The sequence below is a fragment of the Bacillus sp. FJAT-28004 genome (genome assembly GCF_001280845.1).
Classification (GTDB): domain Bacteria; phylum Bacillota; class Bacilli; order Paenibacillales; family Paenibacillaceae; genus Pristimantibacillus.
In genome coordinates, this window is the sequence record NZ_LGHP01000001.1 from 4341720 (window position 1) to 4362893 (window position 21174).

The 21174-nt window shown below is 45.7% G+C and carries 16 protein-coding genes; 7 read left to right on the forward strand and 9 right to left on the reverse strand.

What is annotated here, in order from left to right:
- Positions 1–25: 25 nt before the first annotated feature.
- A complete protein-coding gene (locus tag AC787_RS18920; protein WP_054026208.1) occupies positions 26–1687 on the reverse strand; it encodes a PAS domain S-box protein in 1662 nt (553 codons plus the stop codon).
- Between the two features lie 285 nt (positions 1688–1972).
- On the opposite strand from AC787_RS18920, the gene deoC reads away from it, so the two are divergent.
- The gene (gene deoC, locus AC787_RS18925; RefSeq protein ID WP_082360850.1) at positions 1973–2662 is read left to right on the forward strand and encodes a deoxyribose-phosphate aldolase; all 690 of its coding nucleotides are present in this window, start codon (positions 1973–1975) and stop codon (positions 2660–2662) included.
- 138 nt (positions 2663–2800) lie between these two features.
- On the opposite strand, the gene AC787_RS18930 is transcribed toward deoC, so the two are convergent.
- Entirely contained in the window at positions 2801–3673 is an 873-nt protein-coding gene (locus AC787_RS18930; RefSeq protein WP_054026209.1) for an aldose epimerase, read from the reverse strand.
- A 425-nt stretch (positions 3674–4098) separates the two neighbouring features.
- A complete protein-coding gene (locus AC787_RS18935) occupies positions 4099–5235 on the reverse strand; it encodes a peptidylprolyl isomerase (protein ID WP_054026210.1) in 1137 nt (378 codons plus the stop codon).
- 291 nt (positions 5236–5526) lie between these two features.
- Between AC787_RS18935 and AC787_RS18940 the strand changes: the two genes are divergently transcribed.
- From AC787_RS18940 to AC787_RS18965, 6 genes are all read left to right on the forward strand, one after another.
- Positions 5527–6972, forward strand: coding sequence for an HD-GYP domain-containing protein (locus AC787_RS18940; protein WP_235561011.1), 1446 nt, complete (start codon positions 5527–5529; stop codon positions 6970–6972).
- A gap of 107 nt (positions 6973–7079) precedes the next feature.
- Positions 7080–8075 carry an L-glyceraldehyde 3-phosphate reductase gene (mgrA, locus tag AC787_RS18945; protein ID WP_054026211.1) on the forward strand — a complete coding sequence of 332 codons (996 nt, stop codon included), beginning with the start codon at positions 7080–7082 and terminating at the stop codon, positions 8073–8075.
- A 166-nt stretch (positions 8076–8241) separates the two neighbouring features.
- Positions 8242–12093: a response regulator gene (locus AC787_RS18950; protein WP_235561083.1), complete on the forward strand. Its 3852-nt coding sequence runs from the start codon at positions 8242–8244 to the stop codon at positions 12091–12093.
- A 107-nt stretch (positions 12094–12200) separates the two neighbouring features.
- Entirely contained in the window at positions 12201–12929 is a 729-nt protein-coding gene (locus AC787_RS18955) for a response regulator transcription factor (protein ID WP_054026213.1), read from the forward strand.
- Between the two features lie 228 nt (positions 12930–13157).
- Complete coding sequence (locus AC787_RS18960; protein ID WP_054026214.1) at positions 13158–14471, forward strand: putative bifunctional diguanylate cyclase/phosphodiesterase; 1314 nt, start codon at positions 13158–13160, stop codon at positions 14469–14471.
- Between the two features lies 1 nt (position 14472).
- On the forward strand, positions 14473–16272 hold the full coding sequence (locus AC787_RS18965; RefSeq protein WP_054026215.1) for a methyl-accepting chemotaxis protein: 1800 nt from the start codon (positions 14473–14475) through the stop codon (positions 16270–16272).
- 134 nt (positions 16273–16406) lie between these two features.
- Here the strand turns inward: AC787_RS18965 and AC787_RS18970 are convergent, their stop codons facing one another.
- The 6 genes from AC787_RS18970 to mscL form a co-directional block, all read right to left on the reverse strand.
- Positions 16407–16625 (reverse strand): hypothetical protein, encoded by a 219-nt coding sequence (locus AC787_RS18970; protein ID WP_054026216.1) that lies wholly within the window; start codon positions 16623–16625, stop codon positions 16407–16409.
- A gap of 188 nt (positions 16626–16813) precedes the next feature.
- Positions 16814–17494 (reverse strand): TraX family protein, encoded by a 681-nt coding sequence (locus AC787_RS18975; RefSeq protein WP_235561012.1) that lies wholly within the window; start codon positions 17492–17494, stop codon positions 16814–16816.
- A gap of 115 nt (positions 17495–17609) precedes the next feature.
- Positions 17610–18506: a manganese catalase family protein gene (locus AC787_RS18980; RefSeq protein WP_054026217.1), complete on the reverse strand. Its 897-nt coding sequence runs from the start codon at positions 18504–18506 to the stop codon at positions 17610–17612.
- A gap of 130 nt (positions 18507–18636) precedes the next feature.
- Entirely contained in the window at positions 18637–19128 is a 492-nt protein-coding gene (locus tag AC787_RS33350; protein ID WP_054026218.1) for a hypothetical protein, read from the reverse strand.
- Between the two features lie 688 nt (positions 19129–19816).
- On the reverse strand, positions 19817–20452 hold the full coding sequence (locus tag AC787_RS18990; protein WP_054026219.1) for an NUDIX hydrolase: 636 nt from the start codon (positions 20450–20452) through the stop codon (positions 19817–19819).
- Positions 20445–20906: a large-conductance mechanosensitive channel protein MscL gene (mscL, locus tag AC787_RS18995; RefSeq protein ID WP_321166127.1), complete on the reverse strand. Its 462-nt coding sequence runs from the start codon at positions 20904–20906 to the stop codon at positions 20445–20447. Before mscL ends, AC787_RS18990 begins: the two co-directional genes overlap by 8 nt.
- Positions 20907–21174 lie beyond the last annotated feature (268 nt).

Sequence of the window (21174 nt, forward strand, 5' to 3'; positions counted from 1 at the left end):
ATGCAGCAGCGACGACCGCGGTGACTTAGTGTGAAACGTATTGATCTTTGCCATCGCGCTTCGCCTGATACAGCGCTTTGTCCGCATAGGTAAACAGCTCATCTTGCTTAGCGGAGCAGCCCGGCTTCCACGTCGCTGAACCCAAGCTTATCGTGACATGGGGACAGCCGGATAATTCAGCATGAGGGATTCTTAATTGTCTGACCGCTTCAAGAAGTCTAGTCGCGATATTTGCAGCGCGTTCTTCACTCGTTTGCGGTAAAATAAATCCGAATTCCTCTCCTCCATAGCGGGCAACGATATCAAGCGGACGCTTCAAGGCGCTCCGCAATGCGGCGGCGATTTGTCTGAGACATTCGTCGCCTTTTTGATGCCCGAACGTATCATTGTAAATTTTAAAGTTGTCGATATCGCCCAGCATTAACGTGATGGGCATATGATGATTCTGCGCTTCCACCCATTCCTTATTCCAGGACTCATCAAACATTCGCCGATTTGCAATATTGGTCAACTCATCAACATGCGAGAGCTTATGCATTAGTTGATATTTCTCAATCATTTTCAACTCATTTTCTTTGCGAGGGGTTACGTCTCTAGAGACAGAAACGATCGTTTGCGTGCGATCTCCGTCATGGTAAATGACGCGGGATGTAGTCTCGAACCAGCGGTAGATGCCTTCCTTGCGACGGATGCGATAAGTAATCGTATTGGCTTCAACGTTGCTGTAAATGAGCTCTTGATTTTCGAGCATTCGCTTCGTATCATCAGGATGATACAAAGTAAAAGGGGATGAGCCGATTAGCTCATCATCGCGGAAGCCTAGCAGCATATAGCAGGCAGGGGATGCATAAGTAAACAAACCTTCTCGGTTATGCTTGGATATCATGTCGCTTGAATTCTCAGCAAGCAGTCGGAAGCTCTTCTCGCTCTCCAGCAATTTGTCTGCGAATCGCTTCCGCTCCGTAATTTGGCGAAAATGAACGGAGAGCCCGAATTCGGACGGGTATAAATTCGACTCAAACCAATTATTAAGCCGCGGAATAAACTGTTCGTACACGCGGTGCTGATTTGTTTCCATAGACAGCTTATATTCTAGATGGCTAATCGACTCGGCGAGCCAAGGGAATAGCTCCCAAATACTATAACCATGCAATTGTTCCTTGCTCCGTTTAAATAGTTCCTGAGCCGCAATGTTCGTATAGATGAATCGGAATTCATGATCTAGTGAGAAGAATGCATCTGAAATGCTTTCCAAAATATTAGAAATTCGCATCGTAAGCTGCTTCACTTCCGACACCGCTTGCGTTTTCTCTGTAATGTCCATCATTTGCGATATAAAATGACGAGGATTGCCATGCTTATCATATACAAGGGATACGGAAAGAAGCGCGGTTAGAAGGTCTCCGTTCTTTTTGATATATCTTTTTTGCATTTGAAAGGTGTCGATTTCGCCTTCGATCAGCTGCTTCACGTAATGGTTATCCTGATCCAAATCCTCGGGATGGGTAATTTCGGCATACGTAAGGCGGACAAGCTCATTCTCTTCATAGCCAAGCATCGTTTGAGCGGAGGGGTTGGCTACAATAAAACGACCATCTAAATCTACTAAAGCCATGCCTATTGAGGCATAATGAAAAGCGCTGCTGAATAAATCGGCTTCGCGTTTTGGTTTCGGAAACAAGGTCAAGCTGCGCACCTCTCTGCGGTTCAGACTGGATAGGATTGTTAGTACATAGTAAAGAATAGAACACAACCATTCGTTTGTCCACATGACTTCTGTAGGAAAGATGGTCTGCAAAATAGTAAACATGTTCGGGGTTTAAATTATTGTTGTTTTGAAAAAAGCTTCGTATAATGAAACGTATCATGCGTATCTTGCTCATCCATTTGGTTAGGATAGGGAAGTGGCGCACCGGCAGAGCAATATTGGGAGCATACGAAGACTTAGAAGGATAGTGGAGGAGTGAAAAAAATGAGTAACGACATGAATTATTCGTCAGCGGAGATTGCGGCGATGATCGATCATACAATACTTAAAGCGGATGCGACGAAGGATGAGGTCGTGCAAATTTGCCGCGAGGCTAAGCAATATCAGTTTGCAACGGTTTGCGTGAATCCAGGCTGGGTAGCTACAGCTGCTGAAGTACTGAAAGGATCGGGAGTGGGCATAACGACAGTAGTTGGCTTCCCATTAGGAGCGACTATGACGGCATCTAAGGCGGCAGAAGCAAAGTTTGCCATTGAAGATGGAGCGACGGAAGTAGATATGGTCCTAAACATCGGCTTGTTGAAATCAGGCGATCTTGAAGGCGTAAAGCGAGATGTAGAGGGCGTAGCCGCAGCTGTTAAAGGACAAGCTATTCTTAAGGTTATCCTTGAAACGGGACTTCTAACAGATGAAGAAAAAGTTGTCGCAAGTGAAATTTGCAAACAGGCTGGTGCAGACTTCGTGAAGACATCAACGGGCTTCGGCAAGGGCGGGGCTACGGTGGAGGATATTGCGCTAATGCGCCGTACGGTAGGTCCTGACCTCGGTGTGAAAGCATCCGGGGGCGTACGCGACCGGGAGACTGCTTTGCAAATGTTCGCAGCGGGCGCAACACGTATTGGAGCAAGCTCTGGTATCGCTATCGTTACAGGCGGTAAAGGCGAAGGCTATTAATCAGCTGCAGTAGATGTAATGGGAAAAAAGCAGAGAGGGAAACCATGCTCCATGAAGTCGATCTCATGGTTTGCAAGGCATCCCTCTCTTTTTTTGTTCGTTGGTATCCGTGCTTCACGAGCTTAATTCTTAAATGAGTTAGCGCTCACAACTAATCGTCATATTGGCTTGCAGTTCTTCGCCAGCATTCAACATAACGAGCTCCTCTTGGCGGTTAAGCTCACCGTTCATAGCCATCCAGGGCTCCACACATACGAACGGTCGATCTTTAACGGACCACAATACCATATATTTGAAAATGTCATCGTAAGTCAGACGGACGCGAGCGCCTTGCAAGGCGGAGAAGGAGATTTCACTCTTCTTCGTATCAAGCAGGCATACCGATTCCACAAGACCTTCCAAGTCGATAACACCATCAAATGGTTTCTCCACATTGTCGTTATAGTCAACATAGCGGGTTGCATCACTTTCATAGGCGATATTTTTGCCCGAATCAATGGCGAAATAAGGATGGAAGCCGGCATAAAAAGGCATCGCAGCAGCTTCGCTTAAATTGCGATACACCTGACGTGTATGTAATTGACCATCCTGCAGCGCATAGGTGAACAGCAATTCGAATGCAAAAGGATAGGAGCGAAGCGTCTCTTCGTTGCTTTGCAGGCGAATGGTAATAGAAGCCTCACCATCGGTTTTTGTGCTGATAACATCCCATACTGCTGTGCGGGCAACACCGTGATTAGCCATCGTGTACGATTGACCGTTCCACTCATAGGATTGATTTTCCAGCTGACCGCTAATCGGGAACAAAATCGGATTGCCGCCGCGAATATTAGCGGTTGGATTCTCAAACGTCGATTTGTCCAAATAAAAGAGCTCGAGTCCCTGCAGTTGACAGCCAATTACGATGCCGCCGCGCTCTGGACATACGATAACACGGGATTGCGTGCTTTCTTCCGTTAGTTCATACAAGGTATAAGTATCCTTATAGCTGCGTACTTCGTAGTTGCTCACTTGATTCCCTCCAATAATAAGTACATGACATATTTCATCATCATATCATAATCGCAATACTTGCTACCTTACTATTTATGTCCTAAATCCCGCCTACAGAGTCATTTCGCTCTCCCCGTCATCCGTACGACTACCCCTAGACAATTCGATTTATTGCATGTTACAAAATGGTCGAATCTAGTAAAACAATCATCTACGCCAACGGATAGTAATAGAATAGTATATATTAACTTCAGAAGAACGACATACTATTGAAGAAGTTCACCTGTTCTTCTGAAGCCAAAGCCTTCCTAAGGTTCATCCCTCCGGGCCAAAGGAGGGCTTTTTACTGTTACATTGAACAGCCTATACAAAAAAAAGGGACAGCGTCCCAAAGGTTAGGAGTAACCTTTGAAGCACAGTCCCTTTATTCAAAGCATTAGCTATTATTCTGCTTTTGGAGCGTCAGTAGCTGCTGGAGTCAGTGTGTTCGTAATTTTTGCTTTAGCACGAATTTCTGTCATCCAAGCTTCGGATAGCTCATTTGCTTCTGTAGCAATAAGCTGGTTCTTAATTTCTTCCTTCTTCTCTTCGAAGGTTGGAACAACAGCAGCTTGCTCAGCTGTCTTCTTAATAATGTGGAAGCCCATCTCGGATTGAACAACACCGCTGATTTCATTGATTTTCAATGCAAAAGCAGCAGCTTCGAACTCAGGAACCATTTTTCCTTTTCCGAATAGGCCAAGATCTCCGCCATTATCTTTCGATCCTGGGTCAATCGATTTCTCTTTCGCGATTGCAGCAAAGTCGCCGCCTTGCTTAAGCTCAGCTAGAATAGCGTCAGCTTCTTCTTTTGTAGCTACCAAAATGTGTGAAGCTTGGATTTGCTCAGGCGTGCCAAGTGCTGCTTTGTTCGTATCATAGAATGTTTGAATTTCTTCGGCAGTAACGTCTGTTTTTGGCTCCAAAACTTTACGAATCGTTAGATTGATTTTTGTATCGTTTTTCAAGTTTTCAAGCGTCATATTGTATTGAGCAAGTGCAGCGCTGAACTGCTCGTCCGTACCGAAGCTCTTCTTGATTAGAGCGATTTCGGCATCCACGTCAGCGTCTGTAACTTTTACGTTATTTGCTTCTGCTTCTTGGAAAATAAGCTCTTGCGTAATAAGATTCTCAAGCGTAGCCGGACCGCCTGCTTTAATTAACTCATCGTAGAGTTTGTCTTTCCCTATGTTGACACCGTTGACAGTTGCCACGGTTTCATTGCTTGATCCAAATGGCGGTTTAATTAATACGACAACTAGCAAAATAGCCAGTACCGCCGAGACGATCATCCATGCTTTTCCGCTTCCGCCTTTTGGAGCTTGATGAACGCTCTCCGAATTTAGGGTAGCGGCGCGAATATCGTCGTTTGATGCCTCAGGAAGCTCTTCGTTTATTTCTTGTTGAAGTTCCTCTTCAATAGCTGCATCTTGATCTGAAAGCTTGTCCTGCTCTTCTGTCTGTTCGAACTCGTAACGCTCTTCTTTCGCAGTCAATTCGTTATCTGCGTCTTTTTTTGGCTGCGATTCCTTGTTATTCATTCCATAAACTCCCTTCGTTTTACCTGTCTTCAACTACTATAACAAAACAAGAATGAAAAAACCTTAATCTAAAATAAAAATATATTTTGTCGGATCCATTTATCCGTATTTCCGCGAAATTTCACTATTTATAGGATGCGTGCGGGGTGATATGATAGTAAAAGACGAATATCCAACATTATCCTACAGGATTCATGTAGGCTTTTAATGAAGCTTTGCATTTTACGCCTCCCACAGGCGGTATGTTTACCAGCAATTACGTACGCAGAACGACATCTAGGAGGAATAAGCTTGCGCAAAAATATGTGGGTATACACACGTTTGGTTTTATCAATGCTTTTGCCGTTGGTAGGCTATTTCGTGTTGCGAGGTACGGAGCTTGATAAGAGTGTAAGCGCGCCTCAAGAACATTTTTATATCGTCACACTAGTTGCAACGCTATCACTGATCCTTGCAATTGCTGTAGGATTCGTCGCCATAACGATGCGTAATATTAAGATTAGTTTTCTATCGTTATCTTATGTATCACTATCAGCTTTGTTTGTTCTGCACGGCTTATCTACTCCTGGTTTTTTAACGCATCACTCAAGTACTGCAGGCAGCACTGCTCAGCTTAGCGTTATACTGGCGGTTGTATGGTTGTGGTTGTCCTCTATATCTGTTGATCAGCCTCTCATCAAATGGTTTGCGCAATGGCAGCGAATACTATTGCCTATATGGACATTCCTGCTCCTTGCTCTGTGCACCATCCTTTGGTTTAATCCGGACCTTATATTATTACTGCATCTTAAGGAATTACCGATGAAATGGCTCGCAAGCCTATTCACGATTAGTTTGAATGGCTGGACGATTTACCGGTATTTCCAGGCTTACCTATCCTCCCGTTTTCCATTACAGCTCGCCATTGTGTACAGCTCAGGCTGGATGATTATCGCGCAGCTTATTATCGTGACTGGAGAGACTTGGAATATAAGCTGGTGGCTTTACCATTTCCTATTGCTTGGTTCTGTTATCGTCATGGTTTGGGGCATTGTGAATCAATATGTCAGCTCGAAGTCCATTACAGCCTCCATTAAGCTGATGTTCCGCGCCAATCCGCGCGATTGGATCAACACTTATATGTCTTCAAGCGTTCGAGAATTGGTTATGACAACGGAAGCACGTGATTCTTACACGGCAGGCCATAACTACCGGGTGGCCCTTTATGCTTTGAAGTTAGGCGAGGAGCTTTCACTCAGCTCTGCTGAACTCAGAGCGATCGCGCAGGGCGGATTAGTCCATGACGTTGGCAAATTGCGAATACCGGATACGATTTTGAACAAGCCAGGCAAGCTTACACCGCAGGAACGTGAAATTATTGAAGTGCATCCCGTATCGGGCTACGATTTATGCAAAAGATTAGGTTTTATGCCGGAAGAGCTATCCGTTATCCGTTCTCATCATGAAAAGTGGGATGGCAGCGGCTATCCCGATCAGCTTGCAGGTGAGCAGATACCGCTTCTTGCGCGGGTGACAGCTGTTGCGGATGTTTATGATGCGTTGACCTCGTCGCGATCTTACCGCAAGGCGATGTCACATGATGCAGCAATGGAAATCATTCTTAAGGATAGCGGACGCCATTTCGACCCGCTTTGCGTTAAGGCATGGGAGCGGCTTGTTCGGGAGCAAACGAGCTTTTTCGAGGAAACAGTACGAAACAGTCCGCACTTGAAGCTGGAGAAAAGACTGATCAAATAGTCGCATTTCCATTTGCATAGTTACAGTTGTACAATAGACGGGAAGCGGCTTGATGATTGTAAACGAGCAATGAGCGTTTCTAATAACGGCTTGGGGGAATATCGAACATGACCTATTTAGCGGCTAATAATCGGTATGAGAGCATGAAGTATAATCGTGTTGGACGAAGCGGCTTAAAGCTGCCGGCTATTTCCTTAGGATTGTGGCATAATTTCGGCGGCATTGACCGTCTTGAGAATGGACGTGCAATGGTACGGCGTGCATTTGATTTAGGCATTACACATTTCGATCTTGCGAATAACTATGGACCGCCTCCAGGCTCAGCAGAAGAAACATTTGGCCAAATACTTAAACAAGATTTTGCAGCCTATCGTGATGAGCTTATCATATCCACCAAAGCGGGTTACTATATGTGGGAAGGCCCATATGGCGAATGGGGCTCGCGTAAATATTTGGTTTCCAGCCTGGATCAGAGCCTGAAACGGATGAACCTCGACTACGTCGATATTTTTTATCACCATCGTCCAGATCCGGATACACCGCTAGAAGAGACAATGGGGGCTCTTGATCATATTGTACGGCAAGGAAAAGCGCTGTATGTTGGCGTTTCGAATTACAATCCGGAGCAAACGGCTAAAGCCGCAGCTATTCTGAAGGAACTTGGTACCCCTTTCCTTATTCATCAGCCGTCCTACTCCATGTTTAACCGCTGGATCGAGAATGGTCTGCAGGATGTTTTGGATGAGGAAGGCATTGGTTCGATCGTATTTTCTCCGCTTGCTGGAGGTTTGCTCACGAATCGTTATTTGAACGGCGTTCCTGTCGATTCTCGCGCTGGAGGACCAAGCGTGTTCCTGAAGGCAGATCATATTACGGATAACACGTTGAGCAAAATTAAGCAGCTGAATGAGATTGCACAGGAACGTGGACAATCGCTTGCTCAAATGTCTCTCGCTTGGGTACTTAGAGGTGGAAGAGTAACCTCGGCTTTGATCGGAGCAAGCCGTGTAGAACAAATTGATGATAATGTCGCAGCTTTGAGCCGTCTTGATTTCAGCGACGAGGAGCTTAGCCGTATCGAATCGGTGCTTGCAGCCGACTAGCTAGATATAAATATAATGAAACGCTAGAGCAGCTAACCGCAATATTGCGGCATGCAGACTCTAGCGTTTTTTTGTTATCCAAATAATAGATGAAAGAGATATAATAGTGTCAATATCGGGCGAATTTTGCTCATGCGTAGCGGAAGGTGGAAGTGGTTTGAAAAAAATGTCGTTGCGTACAAAAGGTTTGATCTTTATCGTTCTTATTTCTTTCTTCCCGCTGTTAATTGCCGGAGTGGGCAACTATTCCGCGGTCAAGGATGCGATGCTTAAATCCGAAATAGAGAAGACAAGCAGCATGGAAAACAAACGTGCTAATGAATTGGCATCATGGATGGCTATCCGCAAGGCGGAGGTTGTGGTGATGAGCCGAACAGAGGTTGTCCGTTTTGGAACAGATGAGGAGCGTCTTCGTTACTTTGGGCGTGAGCTCATTCGCGGCGGCTTCATTTACCATTCCATTGGGTATATTGACGAGTCTGGCATAAGCTTGCGTACTGACGGCATACGAAGGGATATGAGCAAGGAGCCGTTTTACCAAGAGGCCATTACGGGTCAGGTGGTCATTACGGACCCTTTCAAACCTTCATTCTCAGATGTTACGCAATCGCTTATTGTTGTGCCCGTATATGGGGCAAAGAATGAACTCCAAGGGGTTGTCTATGCCTCTATTGTATTCGCTACACTACAGCCATTCATTGAATTTGCTGGTGATCATTCGGTTATTCGCATGTTTAATGATGAAGGCGGCATCATTTATTGCTCGGATGACAAAGAAATGATGAGCAAAAGCTTAGATGACGAGCAGTCTACCTTGTCACCCATCGCGGATAAGATGCTTAGCTCCAATGAGGGTGTTTCGAAAATTAGCATAGCAGGCAATTCATATGCGGTTTTCCATACGAAGGTGAGTGAAACGCCATGGCGATTTGCACTACAAGAACCGATGTCCAAGCTGAAGGAAGAAGTAAAGCCAATCTTCTGGCGTATTTTCACGACGATTGCTGTCTCGGAAGCGATTATTGTTATCTTTTTCTTCCTCTACTTCGAACGTATTGTGAAACGGTTAGAACGTATTTTGGGCGTTACGGAGCAGGCTGCAGCGGGGAGCTTCGAGGCTGAGCATCTTGAGGTTGAGCCGTATGATGAGATCGGTCAGCTTGGCCATTCCGTGAACGGCATGATGGAGCATTTACAAGAAATGTTCGATCGTCTTGAAGCAATCATCAATCAAAATCAGTATGGATTTATTGTGCTTGATGATCAGTATAAGGTCTCCTATCTGAATAAAACAGCAGAAGAGATGCTGGGTTATAAGACTTCGGAGTTAGCTGGAAGTGCTACACCGTTGTTGTTCATGGATCTTGATGAGATTCGCTTGGAAGCCGAGAAGCTTACAGAACAGCTCGGCAGAACGATTCAGCCGGGTCTTGAGGTATTCAAGGAACTCCGCAGCGAAAGCTTCTCCTATGAGCGAGAATGGACCTTTATCCATAAAGATGGAACACGAATTCCGACGCTGCACAGCTCGAACGGTTTGCGTGATCGCAATGGACGGTTCTCCGGTGTTGTAGGCATGGTTCTCGATATTTCTGACCGCAAACATGTGGAGAAGGCGCGCAACCGTTTGCTCGACATTGTCGAGTCGGCCAAGGATTTAATAGCCTCCGTTAGCTCGGAAGGCAAGCTCGTTTATATGAATGGGGCAGGCAGAGAAATGCTGGGCTTGCAAAGCAGCGCGGATGAGGTACATATGGTAGAAGAATATTCTCATCCGGAAATGTATACGGAGCTTGTGAGAGGAGCCACATTAGCCAAGAAATTCGGTTATTGGGAAAGCGACGCTCAGTTGTTGAAGAGAAATGGCGAACCGCTGCACGTATCCATGGTCATCGTTCCACATCAGGATGAAGACACCGGAGAGCTGTTTTTCTCATGTATAGCAAGAGATATTTCGGAGCAGAAGATGGTGCAGGAGAAGCTTGTTCGCGCTACGCAAGAAGCAGAGGAAGCGAACCAAGCGAAGAGCCGATTCCTTGCATTGATGAGCCATGAGATACGCACCCCGCTTAATGGAATAATCGGCTTGACGCAATTAATGCGCAAAACAGGGTTGTCTGCGTCACAGAAGGATTACATGGACAAGATGAATACGTCGTCGGAGACGCTGCTGCGAATTATTAATGATATTTTGGATTTCTCCAAAATTGAAGCAGGCAAGGTGGATATTGAACGTCGGCCGTTCCAACCAGAGGAACTGATGCACCGGATAACCGATCAATTAAGCGTATTTATGGGCGGTAAAGAGCAGTTTGAATTTATTATTGATACACCAGAGGATTTGCCGCAAACGATTATTGGCGATGCCCTGCGTCTTGAACAGGTTTTGCTCAATTTATGCATGAACGCGATCAAGTTCACGAATAGAGGAAAAGTAAGGCTGAAGCTGGAGCTGGTGGAGGAGACGGATAAAGGAGTAAGCGTGAAGTTCATCATCTCTGATACGGGGATTGGGATGAGCGAGGCGCAAGTTCAGAAGCTGTTTAAACCATTTACGCAAGCCGATGGATCAACAACTCGGAAGTTTGGTGGAACAGGTCTTGGACTTGTCATATCGAAATCATTTGTTGAATTAATGGGAGGTAAACTGAAGGTTTCTAGCGAAGCGCTCGTTGGAAGCATGTTTTCCTTTACGCTGCCATTCACCGTTATTCATAAGTATACGGAAACGCGGTTGCAGGCTCATCAGGATTTATTGGAGCAGCCTGTGTGGATCGTAGAGGATGATGACGAGATGCGAGTGCACTGGAGTGATATTGTCGAATCCTTCGGCTTGACGCCAATTCCATTCCATTCTTGGAAAATGGCTAGAGATCGCCTGCGCCGCATTGGAGCTGGTGCATTGCCTAAGCTCATCGTACTGGATATGGAGATGCCGGATATGTACGGTGCAGAAACCTGGCTCGAATTCCACCGCGATGCGGAACTAGCCGGCGTCAAAACCATTGCAATGACAACCTCCTATGGACGCGATGAAATGATGCAGCTTCCTGTTGAGCAAAGACCGGTCACATTGTTAATTAAGCCGATCATGCGAACGGCTATGCTTCGTGCAATTGAAAGTGTTCTCGATTATAAGGGCTCTGATGTGAATGAACAAGAAATCGAGGCGCTCGTAGCGACGGTTCAACAAAACATGACAAATACGCGGATATTGTTAGCAGAGGACAATAAGATTAATCAACTGGTGGCGATAGAAATTTTGAAGGAGCGGGGTTACGAGGTTGGCTTAGCTGAGAATGGCGAAGAAGTGCTGAATAAGCTCGCTGAAGAGCGCTGGGATATTATTTTGATTGATATTCATATGCCCGTCATGGATGGATCGGATGCGGTTCGCATCATCCGTACGCAATCTGAGTACGATCATATCCCGATCATTGCCGTAACTGCAAACGTGCTTCGCAATGATCACGAACGTTATTTGAAGCTTGGCATGAACGATGTAGTGACGAAGCCGATTTCCTCCGAGCGGCTGCATAATGTTATTTCCTATTGGCTCAAGGAAGTCAGCAGTCCGAACATACAGCCAGTCGCCAAGGCTGGTTTGAAAGAACGCTCACGTACATTAGAAGCAGCGAATAGAGAGCCATTGCCATCTATTGATGGGATGGACGTTGAAAGCGCGCTGGCGAGAGTAAATGGAAAACTCCCAATTTTGCTGCATATGATGGAGCAATTTATGCTTGATTACGATTCCTTCGCTGATCAGCTTCGTATGATGGTCAAGCAATCGGAGCTAACAATTGTCAAACGAATGGCTCATACCCTAAAGGGGGCTGCTGGATATTTATCTGCCTATGATTTGTTAGAGGCAGCCTGCGAAGTAGAGCGTATTGTGAAGCAGCCGGAGCTTGAATCGGACAATTTGCAAAACGCTATTATTGAGCTGGAAGTGGCGTTAAAACGGCTTTTGGAAGGGCTTCGAAATGCAAAAGAGGTATTCGACAATAAAACCTAACAAATTTCTAACAAGTATTGTTCCTTTAATGACGTTAAGGTATAGTAGAGATACAAAAATTTTTGACAGAAATCTTCAATCCTCAATCCTCAAAAAGGGTGACGACAATGTATAAGGTTTTAGTTATTGAAGATGACGTCATGATGAGTGATATGCTGTCTATGTATTTATCCGAGGAAGGCTATTCCGTCATGCAAGCTTATAGAGCGGATGATGGATTAAGAATTGCATCTGAGTTTGATCCTGACTTGGTGCTGCTTGATTTGATCTTGCCCGATCTGGATGGAATGGAAGTTTGTGCGCTAATTAGAAAGCGCTCTAACGTGCCGATTATGATTCTTTCCATGAAGAGTGAAGTGTCAGAAAGGGTTCAGGCTTTAAAGGCTGGAGCGGATGATTACATGTGCAAACCATTCAGCATGCACGAAATGACAGCTAGGGTAGAGGCGTTGATTCGTCGATCGAATACGATGCAGAATGAGACAGCACAGCAGGTTTCCGCAGCAGTGGAAGTGAACGTGGAGGGTGAACTCATTCAGCTTGATTTTGAGAGACGCCTATTGCTAGTTCGTGGGCAGTTAGTTGAAACAACATTCTCCGAATATGAGCTGATGAAATTATTTCTTGCGTATCCGGGCAAAGTATTTAGTAGAGAAGAACTTATAAATACGATTCGCGGCTTTGATTCCTTCGTGACAGACCGTGCTATAGACGTACATATCGTCAACCTTCGCAAGAAGATTGAATTGAACCCGAAGGAGCCACGGCTAATTCGAACGGTTTGGGGATTTGGCTACAAGTATACCGCTCCGCATACGAGCATGAATCAAAGTTGAATACCTTTATCTTTTAATAAGAATCACTCCTTTGTTGCGGAGTGGTTCTTTTTTTTTTTGCTAACAAATGATGTAGAAAAATGCTACCTTTGGCCTAATTGTAAGGTTGAATGAATGGGTATTAAATTTTCTAACATAGTTCTAAATATCTACCATTAATTTTTCTAATAGTTTTATGACAAAATGAGTTTATATAACTGGAATGGAAATGGATGGTGGTCGAACAACATGGATGCGTTGACCGGATTGCCATGTCGCAAAGAGGCTTTTGCACAGCTCGAATTGGCCGTAAATGTCGTACGGGCAGCAGGCAAGCGGATGGTGGTGGCGTTGGTGGATTTGGATAAATTTTATCGTGTAAATGAAACCAAAGGAACAGAGTTTGGCAACCATGTGCTCCTCACGATGGGGCAGCGTTTAGCAGACGCGAGAAAGTCTGCTACGACGGTGAGCAGGGTTGGGGGAAATCGTTTTTTGGTAGCTATGCCAGTAGAGCAGGATGAAAAACAAAGCTTGCAAGCTGTGGAGGCAATCAAAAATGCGATTGAGCGCCCTATTGATATGGACGGAACTGAACTATATTTGACGTCGAGTATTGGGGCTACGCTGTATCCGAAGGATGGACGTACAAGCGAGCAGCTGATATGCCGAGCAGAATCAGCCTTATATCAATCGAAAGAGCAGGGCGGCAATCGAGCGAAATTTTACAGTTTGGAGGATACGAACCAGCTTAACCGGCGCATCGCTATCGAAGCGGCGCTAAGACCTGCATTATATTTACAGCAATTCCGTCTCAGCTATCAGCCCATCTATCGTATAACGGACGGCAAGCTTAAAGGATTTGAAGCGCTGCTTCGCTGGCAGCATCCGGAGCTTGGCGATATTTCACCTTCAGAGATTATACCTATTGCTGAGCATAGCGGTCTAATTGTGGCTATTGGTGAATGGGTGCTTAGAGAATCGTGCAAAATGCTCGCGAACATGAGTAAATATGGTTTGAATAGTCTTAACATGTCAATTAATATATCTTCTCTTCAGCTGCAAGATCCGACCTTTTCTCAAACGGTTCTGAATGTATTAAAGGAGTACCAGCTGCCCCCTTCTTCTTTTGAACTCGAAATAACGGAAAGTAGTGTGCTTCACACCTCAACTGCAGCGATATCTACACTTAGCTACCTTCGAGCGGCTGGCGTTCGCATCGTCCTTGATGATTTTGGAACAGGTTTCTCCTCTCTCACTAACTTGAATCAATTGCCAATTCATTGTCTCAAGATCGATAAGTCGTTCATTAGAAAAATTGATCTGCAAAGCGCTGAGCGCATTATCGTTGAAGGCATTATTAATCTCGTTCATAAGCTAGGACTAGAGGTTATTGCCAAAGGTGTAGAGTATAAGGAGCAATACGAATTATTGAGCGAATGGGGTTGCAATTATGTGCAGGGCTTCCTTCTAGGCAAGCCACAGGAGCCTGACGTACTTGACATATCTATGATACGACGTTCGGAATATTCAGCTGAGAGCAAAGCAAAAGGAGAATTGTAAAGTGAGTCTATTGAACAAGCTAAAAAATCTTCGATCCATAAAACCTACGATTCGTGTAAAGCTGATGGCGTTATGTTTGTCGCTTTTGCTAATTCCCAGCATTCTGGTCAGCACTCTAAGCTACAATACTGCTGTTAGTGAGCTTGACAATGGCGGCGAGAAGCTTATTCGAAACAGCGTTAAAAGCACCATTGGTTTAATTGCATTGCTTGACACGCAGGTGAAAGCAGGAGCGATTGACCGTGCCAAAGCAGAGGAGTTCGTCAAAGTATCTATGCTTGGGCCAAAGAATGAGGCAGGCAAACGGCCAATCAATAAAACGATAGATCTCGGAGAGAACGGTTATCCTTTTGCATTTGACAAAGATTCGATCATGATGGCCCATCCCACGATGGAAGGCAGCAGTATCGTTGGGATGAAGCACAGCAATGGTGAGCTTGTGCTCGATTCCGAGCTGGGCCTCCCCATTACAGATGCCTTCATGAAGAAAGCGGAGTCAGGGGGCGGCTTTGTTTATTATACTTTTGCGCTTCCAGGTACAGAGGATCAACTGGCATCAAAAATTACCTATCTAGAAAAGGACCCTCACTGGGGCTGGATTATCGCTTCGGGTACATATATGCAGGATTTTAATAAAGGTGCCGAACAGATTGTGACGGTTACCATTGTTACATTATTAATTACGATAGCGGTCGGTATTGCAGCAACGATTCTCTTTACGATTCGCATGACGCGGCCAATAAAGCAGGTATCGGCGCTTTCAATGGAGGTTGCAAAGGGAAATCTTCGAATAGATCCGATTATTTGCCATTATCGAGATGAGACGGGTGTGCTGGCCGAAAGTTTTAATGAAATGGTAAAGCAGCTTAAAACACTCGTTCACGAGGTTGGTAGCAGCGTCGATCAGGTAGCCGCTTCCTCGGAGGAGCTCATGGCTAGCGGTGAACAAACTAGTCAGGCAAGCGAGCATATCGCTTATACGATCCAGCAAGTAGCGGACGGAGCTGAGAAGCAATCGGCCAGCGCTGAGCAAAGCTTTCAGGTAATACACGAAATGTCGGCAAGCGTCCAGCAAATAGCAGTAAGCACGGAGCAAGCATCACATGCAGCCAAAAAAACTTCCCACCAGGCAACAGTAGGAAGTGAGACGCTCGAGCAGGCTATTGTTCAAATGGAATCGATACAGCTATCCTTTAATAGTTTGGCTTCAGCAGTACAAGGACTTGGGAATCGATCCACAGAAGTCGTTAGAATGGTACAGGTCATTTCGGACATTTCTGCTCAAACGAATCTGCTTGCACTGAACGCTTCTATAGAAGCGGCAAGGGCGGGCGAGCATGGTAAAGGCTTCGCAGTGGTAGCTGGCGAGGTACGCAAGCTAGCAGAGCAAACGAAGGAATCAAGCGATCATATTACGAAGATTGTTATGGCTGTGGGCACGGAGACGGAGCGTGTGGTGCTGGCGATGAATGATGCGGGCACTGTCGTTTCAGGCGGCATCCAAGCAGTTGAGGGAGCAGGCCGCATGTTTGGCTCTATAAGGGACGAGGTTATGCAGGTTGCTGAGCAAATTGACGAGGTTTCGCATGCGGCGAATGGCATTGCAGCAGGTACGGAACAGGTGATGCTGACAATTAAAGAGGTCGTTGATATCGCGGTTGAAGGTGCTTCTGGTACGCAATCGGTAGCGGCTGCGGCGCAGCAGCAGACGGCCTCGATGGAAGAAATCGCGGCGGCATCTGCCATGCTTGCCAGTATGGCGGAGCATTTGCAGAAGGAAATTATGAAATTTAAGGTTTAGCATAAAGGAGAACGCGTACTGCCCTAGCAGCGAGGTGCTGCTGGGGCGTTTTTGCTTGCATCGTGAATAAAGAGGATGAAAACACAAAAAGACCTGACGGGCATATTGCCTTCAGGTCTTTCTTTAAGAGTTATCTAACATACTTCAAGATAGAGCTTTGTGCCATCGTTATACTGGAAAATAGCCACATCGCGTACCATTTCAACGGATTTGATTCTTCTCCATTTTTTGCGGAAGTCAAAATCGAGTTCTAATTCGTACAATTTATGATGAAGCAGATCTACGGATGCGGATTTTTCATTAGGGTAGTAGACTGGGACAGAACGACTTTTAAAGGTAACGATTTTCATCATTTCCTATAACACCTCCGATCAATTTCCTCCATTCTAACGTAAATATTTTAGCCCCTTATGAATATGTGGTCAGAATTTTGTTTACTTTATTTACACTTTTCTAACATGTTCGACAATTACTGCACATGTTTTAATGGAATAAAGCTGCAATCTCATGTATGAAAGCCACGAAAACACTGGCAGAATGATCAATTGAACGATAGCGTGCGTAACATTTCTTTGAAGCTTTGGTTGCTGGTTGCATAATAGATGATTGCGATGAGCGTCAGATGAAGCGGATAAAAGCTGCGCCAGACGAAGCGTGGCACTTTTATTGCATCGAGTCTGCGCATGAAGTCGGGTACATAGACCATTAAAATAGTAGCAAATATGCTAAAGGGCTGAATGAACCATTCCTTTATAATGATGCTTACCACTTCCAAGGAAAAGTGAAACAAAATAATCGATTGATTTTGAGCATAACGATAAATGAGTACGAGCAGCGCAACATATGCGCCATAGCTGAAGGGCAGAAACTCAAGCAATCCAGCGAGCGAAAGACAAATCAGAACTTGTAGGAACGGTTTGCCGTTCCATTTATCGAGAAGGCGCAGAAGCAGCAGACAGACAAATAAAGAGCCTACCGTATTGACTTCAAGCCGATAAAAAGCAAATTGATAAGGCAGCTGCGACAAAATCGCAATCCATGCGACCCTTTTCAGATAGCGATTCAGGTCGCTCGTTCGATAATAGCCAAGCACGATCGCCAGCGCATAGAACGGAAGTGCAAGCCGTCCGATGATTCTCCATACTATGTTTTCAGGAAACCATAGGAGGCCTATATGATCAATAAGCATAGTAAGCATAGCCAAAATTTGAATCGCAATCACCTTCGTTCCCTCGCCTTTCGTCTAGTATAGCATAGGGAAACGAGGGAATAGGAGCAGGAAGACCTCCAAGCCGCTTTGCGCGCATGAGGAGGTCTTCCTTGTATAACCGATAAGACTATAGACCGGCGTTCTTCTGGAGCCGACGGGCAATTTCAATAAAATCCTCTTGCGAGATGCCCGGCGCAAACTCCTCCGGCAGCTCACTCAAATCAGGCATAGGCGCGCCTTGCGGTGCGCCCTGAATGACCTCGAGCTCAGCGCCGGTAAGCGGATTTTGTCCATTCCAAATGAGGACGATATCCTTGTAATCGTTCTGACTGAATGTATACAGCTTGTTGCCGAGCCCCATGGCTTCATACTTCCGAGCCGTTTCAAAGCTGTTGTTGCTAAGATCGGGAATAGGTATGAGCTTCTTCACGTCGACGCCCGTAGCAATTTCGAGCGCTTTGGCATAAGCGAGCACATGAACGCCGCCGCGAACGAGCAAATAACCAATCATCGCCCGCGCGGTGGGGTGGTCCGTCATCTCATAAACCCGCATTTTATGTGTTCGCGCCCCGCACTCCAAGAAGAAGTTATGCAACAGATCAAGCACGAGATTGCCGCTGCTAAATACATTATCGCCAGTCCAAGCACGACCCATTGAATCACCAGGCAACGAGGTTTGAGCGTTTTGGATAAAAAAGTAGCTGTTGCGCTTATTTACACCTTCCCTCAGCGGCGTAGCATTCGGATCACCGGGGCTTGTAGTTCCCGTTAACACCATATTAATGGCTGTCGAAACAAGCTCTACATGGCCAAACTCCTCTGCTGTAATACTTGATACTAGGTCGTAGAAGGGCTTTAGCTTTTTTTTCTCGCGAAAGTTAAAGGACTGATACATGTAGTTGTTTAAGGTAGACATTTCACCAAATTTTCCTCCAAGCAGCTCTTGTACTGCTGCCGCGGCATTCGCATCCGCATAAGGTGATGGCGGGAGCTCTACCTGAAGCCGATTTATTCGTTCAATCATGAGCCTACTCCCCTCATTTCATCGACGATTCATTCTATGCATATGTATGACAGCTTTCGCAGTCATAGACCGTCGATGTCAAAAGGGACATGCTTTTGTCGAATAAACCCAAGCATAACTTGACTAAGGCTTAGAGCAGCGTAATAACGAGAAGTTCATAAAGAACAAGTGGCAGCACCGTATTGTACGGGCTCATGAATGCTCGCGGATCTCTCATTGTACATTGCAAATATAGGATGCAGTGATCGATATGCACAAGCATGCCTTCAAAAACATGGCCATCGACCGTTTGGACACAAACGTATTTATGCATATGACCGCCGCACATGTTCATAACGCGTTCGCGAACCTCCATCACCATTGCCGTGTGCTGTGCTTCCGCTTGATAGAGCACCGGAACGGGTTTCTCCATGCCTGCCATATTGCTCATATTAGGCATGGTGCCCATGCTGCCTACGTTTGGCATATTGCCCATGTTGTTCATATTTGCCATGCTGCCCATGTTGCCTGCGTTTGGCATAGTGCTCATTGTGTTCATGTTCGGCATGCTGCCCATATTGCCTGTGTTAGGCACATTGCCCATATTGCCGATATTGCCCATGTTCATCATATTTTCTGCCAAGCCAAAGACCTCCATTCAAATGGTATGTCATATAGGTATGCAGGAAGCGAGCGGGTCATACAAGAATGGAAGGTTAATTTCAACACTTGGATGGTAATACTTGTCCATAATCACAGGAGATGTATTGGCCGCATATGTTATAGGAGTGAGAGACGAGAATAATGTAGGAATGTGGAGGGGAAGAGGATGCCGCGAATACCTAATTTTCCGCAAGCATTGTTAGATGAACACGGCGTATGGCATCATACGAATCATTTGGTTCCGGGAACGATACCGCCGCCGGGCTATGGCGATCGGTTTTTGCGATTTCATCGCGATTTTATAAATAGGGTATACAGCTGGCATGATTCCATGGGGTATGACCGAAGCTGGGTTGCGGGTTGGAATGGGGTGCCTGAAGGCATCAGGCGTTCCTCCTGCTTTAATGCGGGTGCGGAACAGCGAGTATTATCTAATCCGCGTTCGTTCGCTTCAGCCGACGAGCTTGGCAGCTTTATAGAGAGCAATCTCCACGGCTGTTTTCATGAAATGGCGGCGAGGTTGTACAATCAGCCCGAGCTGAATGATTTTGACCTAGCGCCGCGCAATACTGAGTTTTATAACATCCATGGTTTAATCGACCAATGGTATAGCAATTGGGAGCGAGCAATGGGAGTTCGCGAGTCCACGGGCAAAAGCGATGCCTCCTTTAAGTACAATCGCGCAGCGCCTGAAGTACGCTCGTATAATAAGAAAAGTCGCGCGGCACGAATTGCTTCGCCGAAACGGAGCGCTGGACAATCGTTAGCGGCGCATTCTGACCACTTAGTTCAACACCTTCCGCAGAAACCGCGGATAAAGAGCCTTCAAACAAAGCAATCAACTCATCTAGATCAGCCTCATATACGCCAGCCACTTCTTCGGGCTGCAGCTGAAGTTCTGTCAAAGGCATCTCGCACACGAGGCCAAAAACGTCGCTGACCTCTCGGTCGATAAAAGGTTTTCCATTTACTTCACCGCTAATATTTTCCCGAATTTGCCCGAGTGGTAGAAGCTGTTCAAATGAAACGGTTACCCCGAGCTCCTCCTCAAGCTCGCGAATGGCCTCGCGGATTGTCTCGCCTGCGGTCAAATGACCAGCCGCGGTTATATCGTAGCAGCTCGGGTTCGTATCCTTGCCGGCCTGGCGCAACTGAAACCGCACGAGCCTACGGTTTCCTTCGCGGCGCGTCAGCCAGCAATGGAAAGTACGATGCCAATAACCGTTCGCATGCGTCTCTGCACGTGTCGCGGTGCCTAGCGGCTGAAGTTGCTCGTCATAAATATCGAACAGCTCATCAGCCATGTGCAGCAGCCTCAAGCTGGGATGTGCAGTGCTTGCAGCGCGTAGCCTTCACAGGTACTTTGGACAAGCAGTATGGACAATCCTTCTCGGTTACTTCCACAGGTGCAGCTTCCTTCTTATCATTACGGCGAAGAACATTGATCACTTTAACAAGCAAAAAGATACAGAAAGCAACGATTAAAAAGTCCAGCATAACGTTAATGAATTGACCGTAGTTGATGGTGGGTGCCGTAGTTTTGTCTTCTAAAGCATTTATTTGTGCTTGACTATAGAGATTGATTTTTAAATCTTTAAAATCAACCCCTCCTAAAATCCTTCCAATCGGCGGCATAATAATATCGTTAACCAGAGAAGTAACGATTTTACCAAATGCGCCTCCGATAATTACACCGACCGCTAAGTCGATGACATTGCCTTTCATCGCAAACTCTTTAAACTCTTTAATGATTTTCATTGCTTTTCCTCCTACGCGTTTTGAGAAGCGTTAATAATGTTTGACGTTTAGCCTCGTGCTATATAAAGCGGAATTAGCAAAGCTAGCAACAGCATAGTAGACTATTATCGTCTGATTCTACTAAAGTCATTCTACTATAATAGCCGAAGATGAGGAGAAGAGAAACACTGTCTAAATTTCTTACAAAAAATTGAAATGATTGACCGAATGAAGAGAGGTTTTTGGTGGAGATTGTCGAATTTTACTATTGAAAGCAAATTAATGGTTA